This window comes from Kiloniella litopenaei (assembly GCF_000982415.1).
GTDB lineage: Bacteria > Pseudomonadota > Alphaproteobacteria > Kiloniellales > Kiloniellaceae > Kiloniella > Kiloniella litopenaei.
This window is the reverse complement of record NZ_LANI01000029.1, coordinates 1-16837: the sequence shown is the minus strand read 5'-3', so window position 1 is coordinate 16837 and position 16837 is coordinate 1. Positions and strand designations below refer to the sequence as shown.

At 46.2% G+C, this 16837-nt stretch carries 18 protein-coding genes; 10 read left to right on the top strand and 8 right to left on the bottom strand.

The window, feature by feature from the left end; genetic code table 11:
• Position 1 precedes the first annotated feature (1 nt).
• The 4 genes from WH95_RS17375 to WH95_RS17360 all read left to right on the top strand — a co-directional run bounded on the left by WH95_RS17375 (position 2) and on the right by WH95_RS17360 (position 4493).
• A complete protein-coding gene (locus WH95_RS17375; protein ID WP_046509621.1) occupies positions 2-529 on the top strand; it encodes a TRAP transporter small permease in 528 nt (175 codons plus the stop codon).
• Positions 526-1806: a TRAP transporter large permease gene (locus WH95_RS17370; RefSeq protein WP_046509620.1), complete on the top strand. Its 1281-nt coding sequence runs from the start codon at positions 526-528 to the stop codon at positions 1804-1806. The genes WH95_RS17375 and WH95_RS17370 overlap by 4 nt, the downstream gene beginning before the upstream one ends.
• Before the next feature lie 97 nt (positions 1807-1903).
• On the top strand, positions 1904-2959 hold the full coding sequence (locus WH95_RS17365) for a TRAP transporter substrate-binding protein (RefSeq protein ID WP_046509619.1): 1056 nt from the start codon (positions 1904-1906) through the stop codon (positions 2957-2959).
• A gap of 82 nt (positions 2960-3041) precedes the next feature.
• Complete coding sequence (locus WH95_RS17360) at positions 3042-4493, top strand: M81 family metallopeptidase (protein ID WP_046509618.1); 1452 nt, start codon at positions 3042-3044, stop codon at positions 4491-4493.
• On the opposite strand, the gene WH95_RS17355 is transcribed toward WH95_RS17360, so the two are convergent.
• Together WH95_RS17355 and WH95_RS17350 are read right to left on the bottom strand one after the other, a co-directional pair.
• Complete coding sequence (locus WH95_RS17355) at positions 4490-5875, bottom strand: M20 family metallopeptidase (protein ID WP_046509617.1); 1386 nt, start codon at positions 5873-5875, stop codon at positions 4490-4492. The two genes, WH95_RS17360 and WH95_RS17355, sit on opposite strands and share 4 nt — an antisense overlap.
• Positions 5875-7452 (bottom strand): gamma-glutamyltransferase family protein, encoded by a 1578-nt coding sequence (locus WH95_RS17350; protein WP_046509616.1) that lies wholly within the window; start codon positions 7450-7452, stop codon positions 5875-5877. Before WH95_RS17350 ends, WH95_RS17355 begins: the two co-directional genes overlap by 1 nt.
• A 285-nt stretch (positions 7453-7737) precedes the next feature.
• Here WH95_RS17350 and WH95_RS17345 point away from each other — a divergent pair, with 285 nt between their 5' ends.
• Positions 7738-9414, top strand: coding sequence for a monovalent cation:proton antiporter-2 (CPA2) family protein (locus WH95_RS17345; protein ID WP_046509615.1), 1677 nt, complete (start codon positions 7738-7740; stop codon positions 9412-9414).
• 32 nt (positions 9415-9446) lie between these two features.
• Here the strand turns inward: WH95_RS17345 and WH95_RS17340 are convergent, their stop codons facing one another.
• Positions 9447-10052 (bottom strand): substrate-binding periplasmic protein, encoded by a 606-nt coding sequence (locus WH95_RS17340; protein WP_052742120.1) that lies wholly within the window; start codon positions 10050-10052, stop codon positions 9447-9449.
• A 403-nt stretch (positions 10053-10455) separates the two neighbouring features.
• On the opposite strand from WH95_RS17340, the gene WH95_RS17335 reads away from it, so the two are divergent.
• Positions 10456-10872 carry a GNAT family N-acetyltransferase gene (locus WH95_RS17335; RefSeq protein ID WP_157845998.1) on the top strand — a complete coding sequence of 139 codons (417 nt, stop codon included), beginning with the start codon at positions 10456-10458 and terminating at the stop codon, positions 10870-10872.
• 47 nt (positions 10873-10919) lie between these two features.
• On the opposite strand, the gene WH95_RS17330 is transcribed toward WH95_RS17335, so the two are convergent.
• Together WH95_RS17330 and WH95_RS17325 are read right to left on the bottom strand one after the other, a co-directional pair.
• Positions 10920-11234 carry an AzlD domain-containing protein gene (locus WH95_RS17330; RefSeq protein ID WP_046509612.1) on the bottom strand — a complete coding sequence of 105 codons (315 nt, stop codon included), beginning with the start codon at positions 11232-11234 and terminating at the stop codon, positions 10920-10922.
• The gene (locus tag WH95_RS17325; protein ID WP_046509611.1) at positions 11227-11922 is read right to left on the bottom strand and encodes an AzlC family ABC transporter permease; all 696 of its coding nucleotides are present in this window, start codon (positions 11920-11922) and stop codon (positions 11227-11229) included. The genes WH95_RS17330 and WH95_RS17325 overlap by 8 nt, the downstream gene beginning before the upstream one ends.
• A 124-nt stretch (positions 11923-12046) precedes the next feature.
• On the opposite strand from WH95_RS17325, the gene WH95_RS17320 reads away from it, so the two are divergent.
• Entirely contained in the window at positions 12047-12511 is a 465-nt protein-coding gene (locus WH95_RS17320) for an Lrp/AsnC family transcriptional regulator (protein WP_046509610.1), read from the top strand.
• A 54-nt stretch (positions 12512-12565) separates the two neighbouring features.
• Here the strand turns inward: WH95_RS17320 and WH95_RS17315 are convergent, their stop codons facing one another.
• Positions 12566-13468 carry a LysR family transcriptional regulator gene (locus WH95_RS17315; RefSeq protein WP_046509609.1) on the bottom strand — a complete coding sequence of 301 codons (903 nt, stop codon included), beginning with the start codon at positions 13466-13468 and terminating at the stop codon, positions 12566-12568.
• A gap of 104 nt (positions 13469-13572) precedes the next feature.
• Here WH95_RS17315 and WH95_RS17310 point away from each other — a divergent pair, with 104 nt between their 5' ends.
• Positions 13573-14337, top strand: coding sequence for an SDR family oxidoreductase (locus WH95_RS17310; protein WP_046509608.1), 765 nt, complete (start codon positions 13573-13575; stop codon positions 14335-14337).
• Here WH95_RS17310 and arfB read toward each other — a convergent pair.
• Positions 14326-14751 carry an alternative ribosome rescue aminoacyl-tRNA hydrolase ArfB gene (gene arfB, locus WH95_RS17305; protein ID WP_046509607.1) on the bottom strand — a complete coding sequence of 142 codons (426 nt, stop codon included), beginning with the start codon at positions 14749-14751 and terminating at the stop codon, positions 14326-14328. The genes WH95_RS17310 and arfB overlap by 12 nt on opposite strands.
• Before the next feature lie 49 nt (positions 14752-14800).
• On the bottom strand, positions 14801-15469 hold the full coding sequence (locus tag WH95_RS17300; protein WP_046509606.1) for a glutathione S-transferase: 669 nt from the start codon (positions 15467-15469) through the stop codon (positions 14801-14803).
• 310 nt (positions 15470-15779) lie between these two features.
• Between WH95_RS17300 and WH95_RS20770 the strand changes: the two genes are divergently transcribed.
• Both WH95_RS20770 and WH95_RS17290 read left to right on the top strand, forming a co-directional pair.
• Complete coding sequence (locus tag WH95_RS20770) at positions 15780-16256, top strand: PAS domain-containing protein (RefSeq protein WP_157845997.1); 477 nt, start codon at positions 15780-15782, stop codon at positions 16254-16256.
• Positions 16257-16368: 112 nt separating this feature from the next.
• Positions 16369-16837: IS1182 family transposase (locus WH95_RS17290; RefSeq protein ID WP_046509604.1), on the top strand; the 469-nt coding region annotated here is incomplete at its 3' end.

Here is a 16837-nt window from a genome sequence, read left to right as displayed (position 1 = left end):
AATGATGAAAGCTGTCGCTGCAAAAGCCAGCAAAAGGTTGAACTGGGCGGTTGAGCGCATTGTCGCCTTACTGATGCTGTTATTGGTTTTGGACGTTTGGCTCGGCGTGGTTGATCGTTACCTTTTTCACTGGCAACTGCCTTGGCCGGAAGTTTTAGCCCGTTATCTCATGATTTGGGCGGCATTACTGGCGATATCAGCGGGTATTGCCCGTCGGGAACATATCGGCCTCTCTATTTTAATTGAGCGATTGCCACAGGGGATTCAGCGGCCGCTGTTGATTCTGGTTGATATCATGACCTTTGCTTTGTTTGCCTTTTTGTGTTGGTACGGAATTGATTTTGCCGAGGGTGGGGGAAGCCGTCAGGCAATGATCTTCGGCATGACACTGGCAATGCCTTTTGCGGCAATCCCTGTGGCCTCTGCTGTTGCCGCGCTTCAGGTTTTACTGGTTGCCTTGCGGGACCAGGGGAACGTCAACATTGACCCGAATGATAACCTTTCATCTGGCGCGGGGGCGGTACAATGATTGTTGGAATTGCTTTTGTTGTTCTGGTCTTAATTGGGATGCCAATAGGGTTTGCTTTGGGATTGGCAGGGGTGATCGGGCTTATTGACATGGGCGGTGGTGCTTTTTTCGCCCTTGCCCCAAGTAAAATGTTTAATGGGTTGAACATTTTTCCCTTTCTGGCGATGCCTTTTTTCATCCTTGCGGGTGAAATTATGAACCATACAGGCATTACCCATCGTTTGGTGAATTTGGCTCAAGCATTGGTCGGGCATTTCCGAGGAGGCCTAGCGCATACCAACATGTTGGCGTCTGTTTTCTTTGCGGGTCTGACCGGGGCTGCAACGGCGGATGCTGCTGCCTTTGGCAAAACACTTGTGCCTGCAATGGTCAAGCGGGGCTATAGTCGGGATTATGCCTGTGCCGTAACGGCAGCGGGATCGATTATTGGCCCCACGATCCCGCCATCTGGGTTGATGGTTGTTTATGGTTCCTTGATGGGGGGGTCTATTGGGGGGCTATTTGCCGCGGGAATTTTGCCCGGTCTGTTGATTTGCCTGGTTTGCATGATTGTGATTGCTGTCGGTGTAAAGGCAAATAATCTCCCCGAGGCAGAGGACAGATCAAGCCTGAAAGAGCTGTGGCAGATTTTCAAGTCGTCTATTTTGGCTCTCTTTATGCCGATTATCATTCTCGGCGGAATTCTGGGGGGGATTGTAACCCCCACAGAAGCAGCGTCCATTGCTGTGGGATACGCCCTTTTCATCGGTGTTGTGGTTTATCGCGCCATTAGTGTTTCTGATTTTATCGGTATGTTGATCAGGACAGCCCGAATTACAGGTGTGATCTTTGTCATTATTGCCTTTGCCGCGATCTTGGGCTGGTGGATGAGCTTTAATCGTATTCCACAGGAAATCGCAGAAGCAATTTTATCTATTTCCAACAACCCCTACATTATCATCGCGTTGGTTATCGGATTGCTTTTGGCAATTGGCATGATCATGGATATCACAGCCATCTTGATATTGCTGGCCCCCGTTCTGGTTCCTTTGACCGAACAAATTGGTCTGGAACCCATTCACGCGGGAATCATATTTATTCTTGCTTTGAATATTTCCTTGATGACACCACCAGTCGGGGCGTGCCTTTTTGTTCTGTCATCAGTGACGGGGGAAAAGCTGGAACGTATCGCAGCAAAGCTTTGGCCCTTCTTGATCGCCGAAGTCACCATTCTGTTCATTTTTGCTTTTTGGGAGGACCTGACCATGGCCCTTCCACGATTACTGGGATTTGCCTGATCCCAGAGAAATGAGGAGTGGCGACTGCTCCTTTGCCTTTTTTGAAACTACAGACGCACGTTTGGGAAAAGAAATAAAATCTTAAGGGAGACGTAAGATGAAATTACTAAAAAAAGTAGCCACTTCTGTTGCTGTTGGTGCTTTGCTTTGTTCCAGTGTCACCGGGGCAATGGCTGATACCAAAGTTTTGAAGTTTGGCCATGACAATAAAATGGACCCGTTTGAAAACCCGGCACATGCCTGTACCGCCGTTTTTGCAAACATTGTAGAGGCTGATACAAATGGCTCCATCAAGGTCGAGGTTTATCCTTCGAACCAACTCGGTTCTGCGAAAGAACATGTGCAGTTGGTTCGGGACAACGTCATTCAGGCAACCTTGACTTCAACCGGGGCTATTTCGTCCTATTATCCACGTATTGATGTTTTGAACCTGGCTTTTGCCTTTGATCATAATGCCGCAACCTATGATGTTTTTGACGGTCCTTTTGGTGCTGAACTGTCCAGAGATATCGAAGAGACAGTTAGCGGTGTGAAGGTACTTGGTTTCCCTGATACAGGTGGGTTCTTTGCCGTTACAAACTCTAAACATCCGATCAAAAATCTAGAAGATTTTAAAGGCATTCGTGTCCGTACCATGACTTTGCCTTCGCATCAGAAAATTATTCAATCACTTGGTGGTGAAGCTTATCCCTTGGCTTGGGGAGAGGTTTATTCCGGTCTGCAAACTGGTGTGATTGATGGGCAAATGAACCCGGTGCCGATTATTTCTTTTGCCAAATTTTCAGAAGTTCAGAAATACATGACCCTGACCAATCACCTGTTCGCACCTTATACTTTTATGGTGTCCAAAGCATTCTGGGATGATCTGAGTGCTGATGAACAGCGAGTGCTGAACTATGCTGCGAATTCCTGTGTTGTTGCCAGCCGTGGCCTGAGCCGTGTGATCGAAGCCTCAGATCGTGGTTTGGCTGGTTTGAAAGATAAAATCGAAGTGACGGCCCTGTCTGCTGAAGCACGCAATCAATTCAAAGCTGCGGCACAACCCGTTGTCTTGAAGCATGTGGAAGAGACCCTTGGTGATAAAGGTGTAACACTTCTTGATCTTTTCCAGGCGGAACTGGGCAAAGCCAATACACGTAATTATCTAAAATAATTACCAACCAATCACCCGGGGGAGGGTTTTCCCCCGGGTTTCTTTTAGAATATTTTTCAATATTAATTTGTGGGGTTTTCCTGTGCGGATATTTTGCGCATCTATCGCGACTGAGACAAATACCTTTTCTCCTCTGCGTGCCGATCTCAGTGATTTTAAGGAAAGCTTTTATGCGGCTCCGGGGGAACACCCGGAAACCCCGACCCTGTGTAGTGCGGTGTTTCCTGTTTGCCGCCGTCGTGCACAGGAAGAAGGCTGGGACCTTGTTGAAGGGACGGCAACCTGGGCAGAGCCCGGGGGAATTGTGAACTCAAAAACCTGGGACGGATTAAGGGAAGAGGTATTGGCTCAATTACGATCTGCGTTACCTGTTGATGCAGTTGTTTTGGGGTTACACGGGGCGATGGTGGCTCAGAACTGTCGGGATTGCGAAGGGGCGTTGTTAGAGGCCGTTCGAAAGATTGTTGGCCCGAATGTGGTTATTGGCGCAACATTGGACCCACATAGTCACCTGTCGCAAAAACGTACAAAGAATGCCGATGTTCTGGTTGCCTTTAAGGAGTTTCCGCATACCGATTTTGTTGAATGTGCTGAAGACTGCGTTGATCTGGTCGTTCGGGCCGTTGAAAAGAAAATCACTCCTGAATTACATGTTGCCGATTGCAATATGATTGAAGTGCTGCCGACAAGCCGTGAACCAATGCGTGGCTTTGTTGACAAGATACAGTCGTTAGAAGGGAAAGATGGCATTCTGTCAATTTCAGTTATACACGGCTTTATGGCTGGTGATGTGCCGGATATGGGGACAAAAGTCTTAATTGTTGCTGATCGGAATACGGATAAGGCCCCCAAGCTGGCTGCTGAGCTTGGCCGGGAATTGTTTTCGTTTCGGGGGACGACGCGACCGGAATTTTTATCCCCCGCCGAGGCTGTTGTCCGGGCGAAAAGCGCACTGACGGGGCCGATTGTTATTGCTGATGTCTGGGATAATCCGGGGGGGGGAGTGCCCGGTGATTCCACGATTTTATTACGCACATTGGTGGAACAGAAAGCCTTTGATGCTGCTGTCGGAACAATCTGGGATCCAATGGCTGTTAAGACCTGTATCTCTGCGGGTGAAGGAGCGACACTCAAGCTGCGTTTTGGAAGCAAGATGTCAGATACTGCTGGTCCGCCGATTGATGCAGAGGTAAAGGTTCTCAAGATCGTTTTGGATGCAACCCAGGACTTTGGTACATCCATTGTTCCGCTGGGCGACAGCGTTGCAATTGACTATATGGGAATTACTGTGATCCTTAATTCCAACCGCAGCCAGAGTTTTGACCCCAGCCTTTTTGTCAATCTCGGGGTTGATCCCAAATCTAAGAAAATTTTGGTAATCAAGTCGACCAATCATTTTTACGATGGCTTTGAACCTGTGGCATCGGACATACTTTATGCCAGCGTTGATGGACCTTATCCAAATGATCCCAAAACTACTAACTACAAGTATGCCCGATCCGATATTTGGCCCAGATCAGACCTTTTCGATTAGAAGCTATTCTTATCTATTGAGCTTAGATCCCAAAAAAGACCTGCCATATTTCTTAAGCCGTTTCGAACAATAGATCCCAGAAGATGTTCATTTGGGGCATGTTGAGAACACCCCCCGTAGGAATGTGGGACCCACACCGTCGGCAATTCCAGTATCTCACTAAAGGTTTCGTTGGGAAGTGATCCGGCAAGATTGGGAAGGATGTGTGGTTTTTTGCCACTGGTTTTTTCAATAGATCTTGCGGCAAAGGTAACCCAGGGGTGGTCCGGATCAAGGCGGGTGGCCTTGAAAAATGCTTCTTTGCTGGGCACGATCTCGACAACAGAAAAACCTGTTTTATCCAGGTGTCTGCGGAGCGCAGGCAGAATTTCATCTATATCTGTTCCCACCACAAAACGGAGCTGACAGTGAGCAGAGGCGTGGCCCGCGATCGCATTGACAGGCGCCTCGGGAACACCGCTTTTCATTGCTAGTACAGCGAATGAGTTCCATCCAAAGGCCCTTTGGGCCGGATCCAGACCTTTTTCCCCCCAATCTTGACTGATTTCGGGGCCTCCTTCAATTGGCAGGTCTTTGAGCGTTTTTTTTATATCGTCGGTTAAACTCGTTGGGCGCCATTCGGGAATCAGGATCTGCCCGCGTGCATCTGTGATCGACGCAATGGCATGAGATAATATTATAGCAGGATCAGCCAGCAACCCGCCCCAATTTCCTGAATGGTTGGCGCCTTCGCGCAAGTTAACCGAAAGATCAAAGTTAATTGCCCCGCGGGTTCCCATGAACAACGTTGGTGTGTCTGGTTGTAATCTGGGGCCATCAGAAGCTATCAAAACGTCGGCTTTTAACAGGTCTTTGTGGCGGTTAAAAAAATCGCCTAGTCCTGCGGACCCTGTTTCTTCTGATGTCTCTATAATAATCTTTAGGTTAAATCCTAATGATCCTTTTTCTTCAAGAAGACATGACAAAGCAGCCAGATTAATAAGGTGTTGCCCTTTGTTGTCTGCCGTGCCTCGTCCATAAATCTTATCGTCCCGGGTGACCACCTTGAACGGATGCAGCCCCTTATGCCATTGGTTTGTTTGTGACCGGATGACATCCCCGTGGCCATAGGTCAGAACCGTCGGCAGTTCAGGGGATTCAATCCGTTCACCAACAAGAAAGGGACCACCAGAGGGGGCGGGGTTTTCGTATATCTTGCTTGTGATTCCAAGTTTGTTGAGTAGTGGCGTTATTCCATCACTCAGATATCTGTGAAGTTCCGGGTACTGATCGGGGTTCTGGCTTTCTGTTTCAATGGCAATAAGGCGCGCCAGATCTGTTAAAAATTGACCATCATCGTAATAGTTTTCAGCTCTGGTTATGATTGCTTCGCGTGTTACCATTATTTGGTGCCTTTTTCCGCAACCGCGTCGCCCCAGGGTGACATGATCTCGGTACAGCCGGAATTGATTCCGTTTTCTCTGGAAACACCTGCTGGACAGGCAAATGCATAGGGGAATACCGTCCGTTTTGTTGTTGTGACTTTGTGTTTTCGAGATAGCTCAGAAATAATTTCCGGGGCGAGGTCTTCATCGGCTATGATAACGTCACCGCCGGATACATCCATTCTGGGGTGATGGAAGGCATCTTCCAGGCTCAGTCCATGGTCAGTCATGAAGGATGTAAGATGCATAACCGCTGGCATGATTTTTCGACCGCCTGAAGCGCCAATGGCAAAGCGTTGATCACCCTGTTCACCAATAACCGGGCAGACATTCATCAAGCAGCGCTTATTGGGTGCCAGTGAGTTCGGATGCCCTTGTTCTGGGTCAAACCACATGATGCCATTATTCATCAGAAGACCTGTGTTCGGGGATACGACACGGGACCCAAAAAGGGATAGAAGCGTTTGTGTCATTGAAACCATATTACCATGACGATCGACCACGGAAAAATGGGTGGTACAGGACGGGGCATGAGGCGCATCCTGATCCCCCATGGATGCCAGCCGCCGTTGATAAGCGGCGCTTAATGCATCTGCATAGGCAGCGAAGCTATCTGGTGACGGGGTGGAGCCGGGCGTAAATAGCTTTTCCATCTGTCCGAGAGTGTCGGCTAAGGTGGGACCCGCTGTCAGTGTAGGTGTTGCGAATATGCGGCTGTTTCGATAGGGGATCGTTAGGGGGGCTTCGAATTCAATGGCATAAGAGGCAAGGTCGTCTAGTGACAGAAAACCACCTTTGTCTTGGATATCTTTGACCATTGTCGCGGCAATATCCCCGCGATAAAAATCATCTGGGCCCTGATCTGCCAACCGGCTGAGTGTACTGGCAAACAAGGATTGATCAATTCGCTTTTCTGATAAGGCTGTCCAGCCTGCAATGGTTGGCCATTGCCCGTCTTCGAGATAGGTTGCTGCGGCATGCGGATCTTTGGATAAAGCGCGTGTTGCCGAGGCTATGATAAGGGCGGCGTACCAATCAACGAGCAAACCGGACTTTGCTTCTTTGATGGCGGGTTGCAACAGATCTTTCCATGGCATATTGCCAAAAGCCGCATGTGCCTTTCCTGCACCAGCAACCGTTCCGGGAACCGCAATGGAAAGTGGACCCTGTACGTTCAGATCGTCTTCGACAGCACGCCAGGGGAACAGGTCGGCTGCTTTTCCATCTTTTGAAAGGGGAAAGGCGCTGGTATCAAGTGATTTAGGCGATTTCATGCCATAGGTAAGGGCGTAGGATTTTTGTTCTTCTTCTCGCCATATCATCATGGAACCACCACCCGCAGGCCCGCTCATCCAGGGTTCTAAAACACCCATCGCGAAGGAAACAGCAACTGCCGCGTCAACAGCGTCGCCACCTTGTTCAAGAATTTCGGTGCCGATCCGGGCCGCGGTCACATGTTGTGCGGCGACAACGCCGCCTGTTGATGCGATTGCTGGTTTTTTGACGGATTGCGAGAGGGAAAAACTATGTGACATGTCCGGTACTCTTTGGTGTGAATTATATAAAGTTTAGGAAGGCAATTTTGGTTGGACCACTATTCTGGCGACTTTATGGGGACAGGTCAAAGAATTGCTTGGGGCCTCTGTTATCCAGAAGGCTGTGGTTAAAATACGGATTCTGGAAATTAACCATATATATTCATTCCGACGGTATGATACAAAAAATCAGGCAAAAAAGCCTTTGCGGAAAATTTGTAAAACAAACTGATTTAGAAAGGTGTCGCGTACACCAAATAAATTAAATCGGGGGAAGGGAGAAGAATGGTCGAGATCGTATCGTTGCTGGCAGCATCCGTTGTGGCGGTTTTGTTGTTTAGTCGATTGGGTCTCGGGTCTGTTCTGGGATATCTTGCGGCCGGGGCTTTTATTGGCCCGGCTGGTTTCGGCCTTGTAAATGATGCTGATTATATGCGCCATATTGGTGAATTTGGTGTTGTTTTCCTTCTCTTCTTAATCGGTATTGAAATTAAGCCACAACGTCTTTGGGTACTGCGTAAGCTGGTATTCGGGCTGGGTGGGCTGCAGGTTACCGTCTCGGGTTTGCTTATTGCTGCCCTAAGCTATTTTGCTTTTGGTATTGCGCGGGAAACGGCACTGGTTATCGGTTTTGGATTGGCGCTTTCTTCGACAGCCTTTGGGGTTCAGATTCTAGCTGATCAGCATCAGACGACCAGCCACTGGGGGCGAACGAGTTTCTCTATTCTGCTTTTTCAAGATCTTGCCGTTGTTCCCTTGTTGATCCTGTTGCCCTTGCTGTCTTTTGGGGAAATGCGTTTTTCTGTCTCTATGGGGTTTGCGCTTTTACAGTCAGTGGGCATCTTTATTTCAGTTTTGATTGCTGGACGCTATGCTATCAATCCGATGCTGCATGCGATTGCGCACAGTAAAAACAGTGATGTGTTCGTCGCGACGGCTCTTTTACTTGTGCTTGGTTTTGCCTGGATTATGGAGCTGGTTGGGCTTTCCATGGCTATGGGGGCTTTTATTGCGGGGGTCTTACTTTCTGAATCAGAATACAAGCAGCAAATTGAAGCAGATGTAATGCCATTCCGGGGATTGTTACTCGGACTTTTCTTTATGAGCGTCGGGATGTCGTTCGTGCCGGAAACCGTCTTTGATAATCTGGAAGTCGTTATTTTTGGTGCTCTTGCCCTTATTGCTGTTAAAGCCTTTGTTATCATAATTCTGGCCAAGCTGTGGAAGACCCCACTGGCGATTGCTGTAAAATGTGGGTTTTTACTCTCTCAGGCGGGGGAGTTCGGGTTTGTCCTGTTCACATTAGGGGATAGTTTGGGCCTGTTGCCGGAAGACATGATGGAAACACTGATCGCTGTTATTGTGCTCAGCATGGTAACAACGCCGTTGATGGTCAAAGTTGGTGAATTACTGGCAGAGTGGCTGAAATCACCGGCATCCGACGCAATGGAAGTTTCAGAACCTGTGCCGGAACGTCCCGTTATTGTCGCCGGGTTTGGACGTGTTGGTGAAGTCATTGCCGGGATGTTAAGAAAGGTCGATGTTTCAACCATTGCTATTGATATGGACGCCAAGAAAGTCGCCGAGGGACGCCGCCTTGGATATAATGTTCTTTTTGGAGATGCCAGTCGGCCAGAGATTTTAAAGTCGGTCGGGGCCGGTCGCGCACGTCTGGTTGTGGTTACACTGGATAATTACAAAGCAGCCGAGGGTGTCGTCCGAACGATGAAGCGGCACTATCCTGATGTGCCCTTGCATGTTCGGGTCAGGGATTGGCCGGATGCGGACCATTTTACTGAACTTGGTGCTTCACATGCGATACCTGAGACCGTTGAGGCTAGCCTCAGGTTAGGGGCGTCTGCGTTAGAAGCTGCGGGTGTCGGTGAGGAGGAGCGGCGTACTTTGTTTGAATATCTTCGCGAAGGTGACTATGAAAAACTTAGGGATTATCACAAACTTTAAGTTTTGCTGATTATACCTTTTGAAATTTTTCTTCAGTTTTGCCACTTTATTCCATATTCGTCGGCGATCCATTGGTATTTTGGGCTATTGATGACGGATAGGATAATGTTTTCCAGCTCTGTTGCTGTGATCGCTGCTTCTTTTCTGACAATACCAACGAAGTTGTATTCTTGGTCATAGTTTTCTGAGATGACAATCCTGTCTCTCACTTCAATATTTTCTTTTAAATATTTTTTTAGAAAAGTTTCCGTAATGACGCCAATTTCAACCCGATGGGATAAAACCTGTTTTATAATCTGTTCCTGATAGGTCACCAGGTTGATATCAAATCGTTTTTTTAATTTTTCTGGATCCGTTTCAAAATTTGCAAAGTTATAATGGTACCCCAGAATAGCACCTATTTTTCTGGAAGAAATATCTTTGAATAACGTTGGAGCAACTTCTTTGTTTCGGGCCGTGATATAGCGCTCTCCCCCCCTGAGGAATACCCTTGTGACCATGACGTCTTCGGGGGTCCATCCCCAGCTTAGATGATCAAATAATGAAATATCGTATAAGCCTTTTTTAAACATATCATGGCGTCGGCGCGGGCTTGCTTCTACGACTTCAAATCGATAGTCGGATTGTATTTCATTCATCGCATTTATGAGATCAATCCCAAGACCGCTGAGGGGTTGATTTTGTTGAATGGTATAAAAGGGAGGGAAGTCGACGACGCCTATCTTGATCGTGCTTGTTTTTTGCTTGAACGCTTGCCCCGAAAATAAAAACCATGAAGATAGTTATAGACAAAAAAAGAGGAATGCTTTTTTTACCTGAGCCATATTGTGTCGCGTTATTTTTTAGCGGCATTGTGCACAACAACCATGTTGCAAGAGTATCAATTACATCGATTGTACTGTGAAATTTGAGTTAAAAGCTATCTTTTTTAACATTGAGCTATCAATATCAAGCTGACCTGACAATAAAAGAGGGGATGTTGTGCAAGAGGATATCGTTATTCGTTCGGCAGAACGACAGGACATGCCGTTGCTGGTGTGTATGGCTGAGGATTTTGCGAATTATCTGGTTGCGTTAGGTGAAAACCGGGTGGCTTTTGATAGGGATGCCAGCCTAGCTCAACTTTTGAAGCATGGGTTTTGTGATAAGCCACTATTTTCTGCCTTTATTGCAGAGGCCGAAGGGCTTCCCGTAGGTTATGCAATATATAATTTCGGATTTTGGGCTGATAGTTTTCAGGGCATGGTTTTTATTACTGATTTGTTTGTTCGAGAAAACTGGCGGTCACAGGGGATTGGGCAGTTAATGATAAGAGAATTGAAACAAGTTGGGCGCAATAATGACTGTGATCTTCTCGCTTGGACCGTATGGGCCGATAATCCCGTAGCGCAAGATTTTTACGATAAACTAGGGGCTACCCCTTTAAATGATGAGATATTTATGAAGCTGGATATCTAGAACGAGGATCTGTTGTCTTGGTTTCCAGCTTCAAAATAAGAAATCATTTATCCTGAAACAAGATACGTAAAATAATGGTTTAAAGTGAATATTGTGATGAAGCCGAAAGCCATTGTCATTACGACATGATTTGTAATTAATGCAATCGCCAAGGTAATCGCCGCGGCTATCCAGGTGATGCTGTTCTCCCCCGCAAGAGAGGCCGCAATCAATGCGACAATCAAACAGCCGGGCAAGTCAGCAAGGAACTTGTTGAGGTGTTTGTGCTCACTTATCAGTTGTCCGCTTACTAATCCTAAAAAGCGGATTGAATAGGCACCAAAAGCGAGTGTTCCTATTAAAAGCCATTGTGCATCAGTCATACTGTAACCTTTTAACCTTCTTCGTTATCTGTTGTGTAAGGCCTGTTGTGATCACACCAGCGATGCTGCCAACAATGATGGCAAAGGCACTTCCCAAGGATAGGTGAATAAGAACAACTGTGACGATGAACGTAATAATCCAGGGTAGAGTGTCTTGTTTGTTGCGCCACATCGCACGAGCCATGGCGATAAAGGCAGCTGTGAAGGCGAAGCCCAGACCATATTCGATGAGATTGGGAATAGATTGCCCGAGTAAAGCACCGCCTGTTGTCGAAATAATCCATGTGACAAACATTGTTAAGCCCGATCCAATTAAGAAGGGCGCGCCAACTGTGGGGTCTTTTGCTTTCTTCGCAAAAGTTAAGGCCCAGTTTTCATCACTTGTGATGTGAACGGCCAAAAGGCGTTGAAAAAGGGGAACGTCTTTAAGGACTGAATTGAGCGAGGCTATGATGCCGAGATATCGCATATTCAATGCCAGTCCGGCCAAAACGGCGCCAATAACAAATCCTTCTGACGCAAATTGTTCGACTGCTACAATCTGGGATGAGCCAGCATGTACGGAAGCACTCATCAAAGCGATCCCCCACCACGGAAAATCAAGCTGTGCGGCGACAACACCAAAAACAAATCCATAGGCGGCAGCGCCGGCAGCCAGCGGTAGGATGCTTATAAAACCTTGTTTCATTTGAAATACCAAAAGTGTTTACAGAGCAGATGATATTATCAAGTTGCTTTGATTGATATGTATCACTATTCATTAGTTGGTGATTTAATATCGTCATTTTTATTGGTTTTGTGATGTGAATATTATGGATAATACTGATAAACGAATATTGGAAGAGCTTCAGGTTAACGCCAGAACATCGATCGCTGTGCTTTCGGAAAAAGCAAACGCATCAACAGCGTCAGTTCAAAGACGTTTGAAACGTTTGCGCGAAAGCGGTGTTATTCAATCAGAGAATGCCATTGTTGACCCAGAAGCTGTTGGCTATGAGGTCACAGCCGTAATCTCTGTGGATCTAGAGCGTGATCGAATTGATGAGACGGATGCGTTTAAACGTCGTGCAAAGAAAGAACCACAGGTTCAGCACTGTTATTGTGTTGCCGGAGGATCAGATTTTGTGTTGATTGTGATTGCTAAAAATATGAAAGACTATGAAGCTTTTACGCATCGTTTCTTTTTTAATGACAGTAATGTAAGACGGTTCCAGACATCAATTGCTGTTTCCCGGGTAAAGGCGACGACCTTTGTGCCAATGATCAAAGACGATTGATCTATGTTTCACTTGCGCACATCTTTGACGTGTCGTCAAAAAGATAAGGGGCACCTAAGTAAGGCTATTCAAACGGCGACGGATAAAATCAATTGCCACGCGTGTTTTATTTGGAAGAAAATTTCTGTTTGGATAAATGATCCAGGCTGCTGTCTCAAAGGTTGTTGCCGCGACACGATAATCTGGGAATAAATTAATAAGTTGGTCTTCTTTAATCGCGCGATCGACTTGCCAGTCGGCCAACAAGGCAATTCCCATGTTTTTGTGAACGCATTCCTGTATGGCTATAGCGTTTGAGATCATCAAAGTTCCATTGACCGGCACTGAACTTATGTGTCCGTCTTTAGTTTTGAATTGCCATTCTGATCTATAGTCAGGCAAAGAAAATAATATCATTTTATGGTTTGTGATGTCTGCCGGCTTTGTTATGGCATCGGCAGTTGCGAGGTAGGTCGGACTGGCTACAACTCTGTAGTGTGTGTCATGCAGTTTAGTGCAAATGACATCGTTTTCTATAATTGGTGCCATGCGGATAGCAAAGTCGATATCATTGGACACAAGATCAAGGTTTTGGTCTGTTAATAGCAATTCTAAAGTAATGTCGGGATAGGTCTCGCTAAATTCAGAGAGTAACGGCAGCAAGCATTTTTGCCCATATGATACTGAGGCTGTGATTTTTAAGTGCCCCCTAGGGGCAGAGGTCATGCTCGTTATTTCGTCATGTGCCTGTTGCAATTCGATCAAGACAGGAGAAATTCGATCTAGATATCTTTTGCCTGCTTCTGTTAGGGCAATTTTTCGTGTTGTTCGTTGGAACAATCTTACGCCCAGTTGAGTTTCCAAGCTTGATATAGTGCGGGATATTTGAGAGGGGTCAGTATTAAGTTTTCGCGCGACTTTAGCAAAGCTACCCAAGTGAGCTGCTTCTGCAAATATTGTAAGTGCTTCAATATCCATTGATGTAATATATGCATGAAGTATGTGTTCTTAAAGCTATTTATTGGTTATTGCACATTAATTATAAATTTGAAGATGAATTATTATTTTCAAGGGATCATAAGATGGATGAGTTAAAAGGCAAAGTTGCCCTGATTACAGGGGCAAGCCGTGGGATCGGGGCGGCGACAGCACTGGAAATGGCAAAGCTTGGTGTTAAAACAATGTTGGTGGCGCGATCCACTGAAGCACTTGCTATGATTGCCAAAGAGATTAGAGAGATTGGGGGAGAGTGTGAGACTTTTGCCTGCGATGTTAAACACTATCACGAATTTAATAACGCTTTTGAGGCATGTTTAGACCGGTTCGGTGATTTTGATATTCTTATAAATAATGCCGGTTTAATTGATCCTATTGCGCGGATCGAAGATTCAGATCCAGCGCAGTGGTGTAATGTCATCGATGTTAATTACAAAGGGGTGTATCACGGTATTCGGGCCGTTACCCCCTATATGAAAAACAAAAAAAGCGGTGTTATCGTTAATGTGAGTTCGGGTGCTGCCAGCAGCGCTTTGGAAGGGTGGAGCCATTATTGTTCATCTAAAGCTGCAGCCCTGTCTTTGACGCAGTGCGCCGATAAGGAGTTTAGGGCGGATGGTATTCGTGTTGTGGGCTTAAGCCCGGGAACGGTTGCAACAGATATGCAGTTGTCTATCAAAAAATCGGGGATCAATCCTGTGAGCCAGCTTGATCCGAACGCGCATATTCCGGCAAGTTGGGCTGCCAGGGCTATTTGTTGGCTCTGTACAGAAAATGGGGACGATTATCGGGGAATGGATTTTTCCCTTAAAACAGAGGAAAATAAAAAGAAAGTTGGATTAATAATCTGATTTAGAAACCCGCCTCCGACCTTTCTTGACTTCACCACGTTGTTTCTTTTTATCCGTTCGTTTTGCCTTGGCGGATTTCGAAGGTTTGGTTGGTCGGCGGGATTTTTGTTGTATCGTGGCTTTTTTGATTAAATCGGCAAGCCGATCACGGGCATCCTGACGATTTCGTTCCTGTGTTCGATAGCTATTTGCCGTAATAAGGATCTCGCCATCTTGGGTCATCAAATGACTGGCGATATTCTTGAGACGGTTAAAGACAAATACCGAAATCGTTGGGCACAGCTTTGCATTAAACCTTAGTTGTACAGCAGTAGATACTTTGTTGACGTTTTGCCCACCCGCCCCAGAGGCTCTGATAAAGGTTTCCTGTAACTCTTCCGGAGCAATCTGAATTGTATTGGTTATTTTAAGCATAAAAGCGAAAACCTACAGAGAGACGGTGATTGATTTCTTGGGCGACTTATTATGCAACAGGCTTTTCAGGAAAATAAGTGATGGGATCACCTGTTGCCCAGACAGGGTATTTTTTCAAAATTGATTTGAAGCGAGTAGAGTCAAGAAACTCATAGAGCCAAAGCTTTAGGTGCGGATAGTCGGTTTCGTCAAACCATGCCCGATCAACATTGGCGAACTGTCTTATAAAAGGTGCGATGGCCATATCTGCCAGTGATCTTCTCTCGCCAAATAAAAATGTATTTTTTGTTAATAACTTGTCCAACTCTCTCAGGAAGTTTTCAGCAAGGCTTCTGTGCGTTATGGGGTCGGTGCCTTCTTCAAAACGTGGGGCGTATTTGTATCGGTCGAGATGACCTTTAAACTCTGTTTCGCATCTATTAATAAGATCCAGCATCTCGTCCAGAGTCCCAATTTCCGGAGCAAGCCAGCTTTCTGGATCATTTTGTTTGAGGGCCCAAAGCATGATATCCAGGCTTTCTTCCAGAACGTCACCATTGGATAGAATTAAAACAGGGACCGTACCTTTTGGCGAGGCCTGGAGCATTTCCGATGGTTTGTCGCGTAAAACTATTTCTCTTAATTCGCAAAGTTGCTGACTGCTTTGCAAGCCGAGTCTGGCGCGCATGGCATAGGGGCATCGTCGAAAGCTGTAAAGAAGTGGAATTTTTTGCGACATAATTAATCAGCCCAGAAAGAAAAGCACTTAATAGGTTTACCGCTGTCTTTCAGTCTTTTCAATACCTTATGCAATGAGTAACTTGAAGGTAATGTTAGGAAATTATTCTCTAGGTACTATTGCGAATAGAGATGAAATCTATATGTAAATATATATTTATAATAAGCGAGGAGGTTTAGTGTGGTTTTTTACTCGCATTTATTCATCAGGATAATGGTTTGGTTGCATGCGCAAGAATGTAACAGGGCTAAAGAATCAAACAGGGTGGTTCTCTGTTGTAGCAGAACCAGCTTATAGGCCAGTTTTTAGAATGAAATCAACATATGACAGATTGACAACACTGGATTTTCTGGACACTTGTCCAGAAAGTATTCGGGCATTCTATAAATATTGGGATTCAAAACGCCAAGGGCGTCAGATGCCCTCACGTGCTGATCTTGATCCTATTGAAATGAAAGAATTTCTTTCCAGCATTATCCTGGTTGATGTAAAGCGACAGCCCCTTGATTTTGTATACCGTCTTGTTGGCACCAAAGAGGTCGATGCGCGAGGTTTTGATCCGACTGGGAGGTCAGTCTCGGAAGGAAGTTTTGGCGCAACAGTGGAAGAAGTTTTGACAAACTATCGGATTGTCTCTGAGCATAAATGCCCCGTTTATGATCGTGAGGGGGTACCATCAGATATTGCGAACCTGTGGCAAGGCGATGCTATTTTACTCCCGCTATCGGATGATGATGAAACGGTAAATATGGTTGTAGCCTATACCGACTTTATCCATATTAAATAATTTTTATCAGAGATAGTTCTACAGGCTGATCAAAAAAGGCTGCCCGATGGGCAGCCTTCAGACTGCTGACAAAGTCCTCGCAAATTGCGGGGACTTTTGATTCAATAGGGTTATGTTAAAGAAACCGATCCCCGAACAGACCGAACTCGAGATGGTAACGCTTGATAGTTTGGTTCCCGCCGATCATCTGTTACGCAAGATCGACAGTGTGATTAACTTTAGCTTTATCCACGACCGGGTAGCAGATCTTTACTGTGCAGATAATGGTCGTCCAGCGCTTGATCCCGTTCGAATGTTTAAGGCGCTCTTTATTGGTTATCTCTTTGGAGTTCGCTCCGAGCGTCAACTGGTTCGTGAGATTGAAGTCAATGTGGCCTATCGCTGGTTCTTACGTCTTAAGTTAACCGACAAGGTTTTTGATGCCTCCACTCTGAGCCAGAACCGTCGTCGACGCTATCGCGATGCGTCCGTCGCCCAGGATATTTTTGACGGCATTGTCGAGCAGGCCCTTGACCATGGTCTTGTCGAAGGCTCTGTTCTCTATACAGACAGCACGCACCTCAAGGCGAATGCCAACAAGA

Bases quoted from the DNA above. Each gene is read 5' to 3' on its own strand.
- WH95_RS20770 (WP_157845997.1), top strand. From the start codon at position 15,780: ATGAAATCAACATATGACAGATTGACAACACTGGATTTTCTGGACACT.
- WH95_RS17345 (WP_046509615.1), top strand. From the start codon at position 7,738: ATGGTCGAGATCGTATCGTTGCTGGCAGCATCCGTTGTGGCGGTTTTG.
- WH95_RS17315 (WP_046509609.1), bottom strand. From the start codon at position 13,468: ATGGATATTGAAGCACTTACAATATTTGCAGAAGCAGCTCACTTGGGT.
- WH95_RS17335 (WP_157845998.1), top strand. From the start codon at position 10,456: ATGGCTGAGGATTTTGCGAATTATCTGGTTGCGTTAGGTGAAAACCGG.
- WH95_RS17310 (WP_046509608.1), top strand. From the start codon at position 13,573: ATGGATGAGTTAAAAGGCAAAGTTGCCCTGATTACAGGGGCAAGCCGT.
- WH95_RS17375 (WP_046509621.1), top strand. From the start codon at position 2: ATGATGAAAGCTGTCGCTGCAAAAGCCAGCAAAAGGTTGAACTGGGCG.
- WH95_RS17325 (WP_046509611.1), bottom strand. From the start codon at position 11,922: ATGAAACAAGGTTTTATAAGCATCCTACCGCTGGCTGCCGGCGCTGCC.
- arfB (WP_046509607.1), bottom strand. From the start codon at position 14,751: ATGCTTAAAATAACCAATACAATTCAGATTGCTCCGGAAGAGTTACAG.
- WH95_RS17370 (WP_046509620.1), top strand. From the start codon at position 526: ATGATTGTTGGAATTGCTTTTGTTGTTCTGGTCTTAATTGGGATGCCA.
- WH95_RS17355 (WP_046509617.1), bottom strand. From the start codon at position 5,875: ATGGTAACACGCGAAGCAATCATAACCAGAGCTGAAAACTATTACGAT.
- WH95_RS17365 (WP_046509619.1), top strand. From the start codon at position 1,904: ATGAAATTACTAAAAAAAGTAGCCACTTCTGTTGCTGTTGGTGCTTTG.
- WH95_RS17350 (WP_046509616.1), bottom strand. From the start codon at position 7,452: ATGTCACATAGTTTTTCCCTCTCGCAATCCGTCAAAAAACCAGCAATC.
- WH95_RS17340 (WP_052742120.1), bottom strand. From the start codon at position 10,052: ATGAATGAAATACAATCCGACTATCGATTTGAAGTCGTAGAAGCAAGC.
- WH95_RS17330 (WP_046509612.1), bottom strand. From the start codon at position 11,234: ATGACTGATGCACAATGGCTTTTAATAGGAACACTCGCTTTTGGTGCC.
- WH95_RS17320 (WP_046509610.1), top strand. From the start codon at position 12,047: ATGGATAATACTGATAAACGAATATTGGAAGAGCTTCAGGTTAACGCC.
- WH95_RS17300 (WP_046509606.1), bottom strand. From the start codon at position 15,469: ATGTCGCAAAAAATTCCACTTCTTTACAGCTTTCGACGATGCCCCTAT.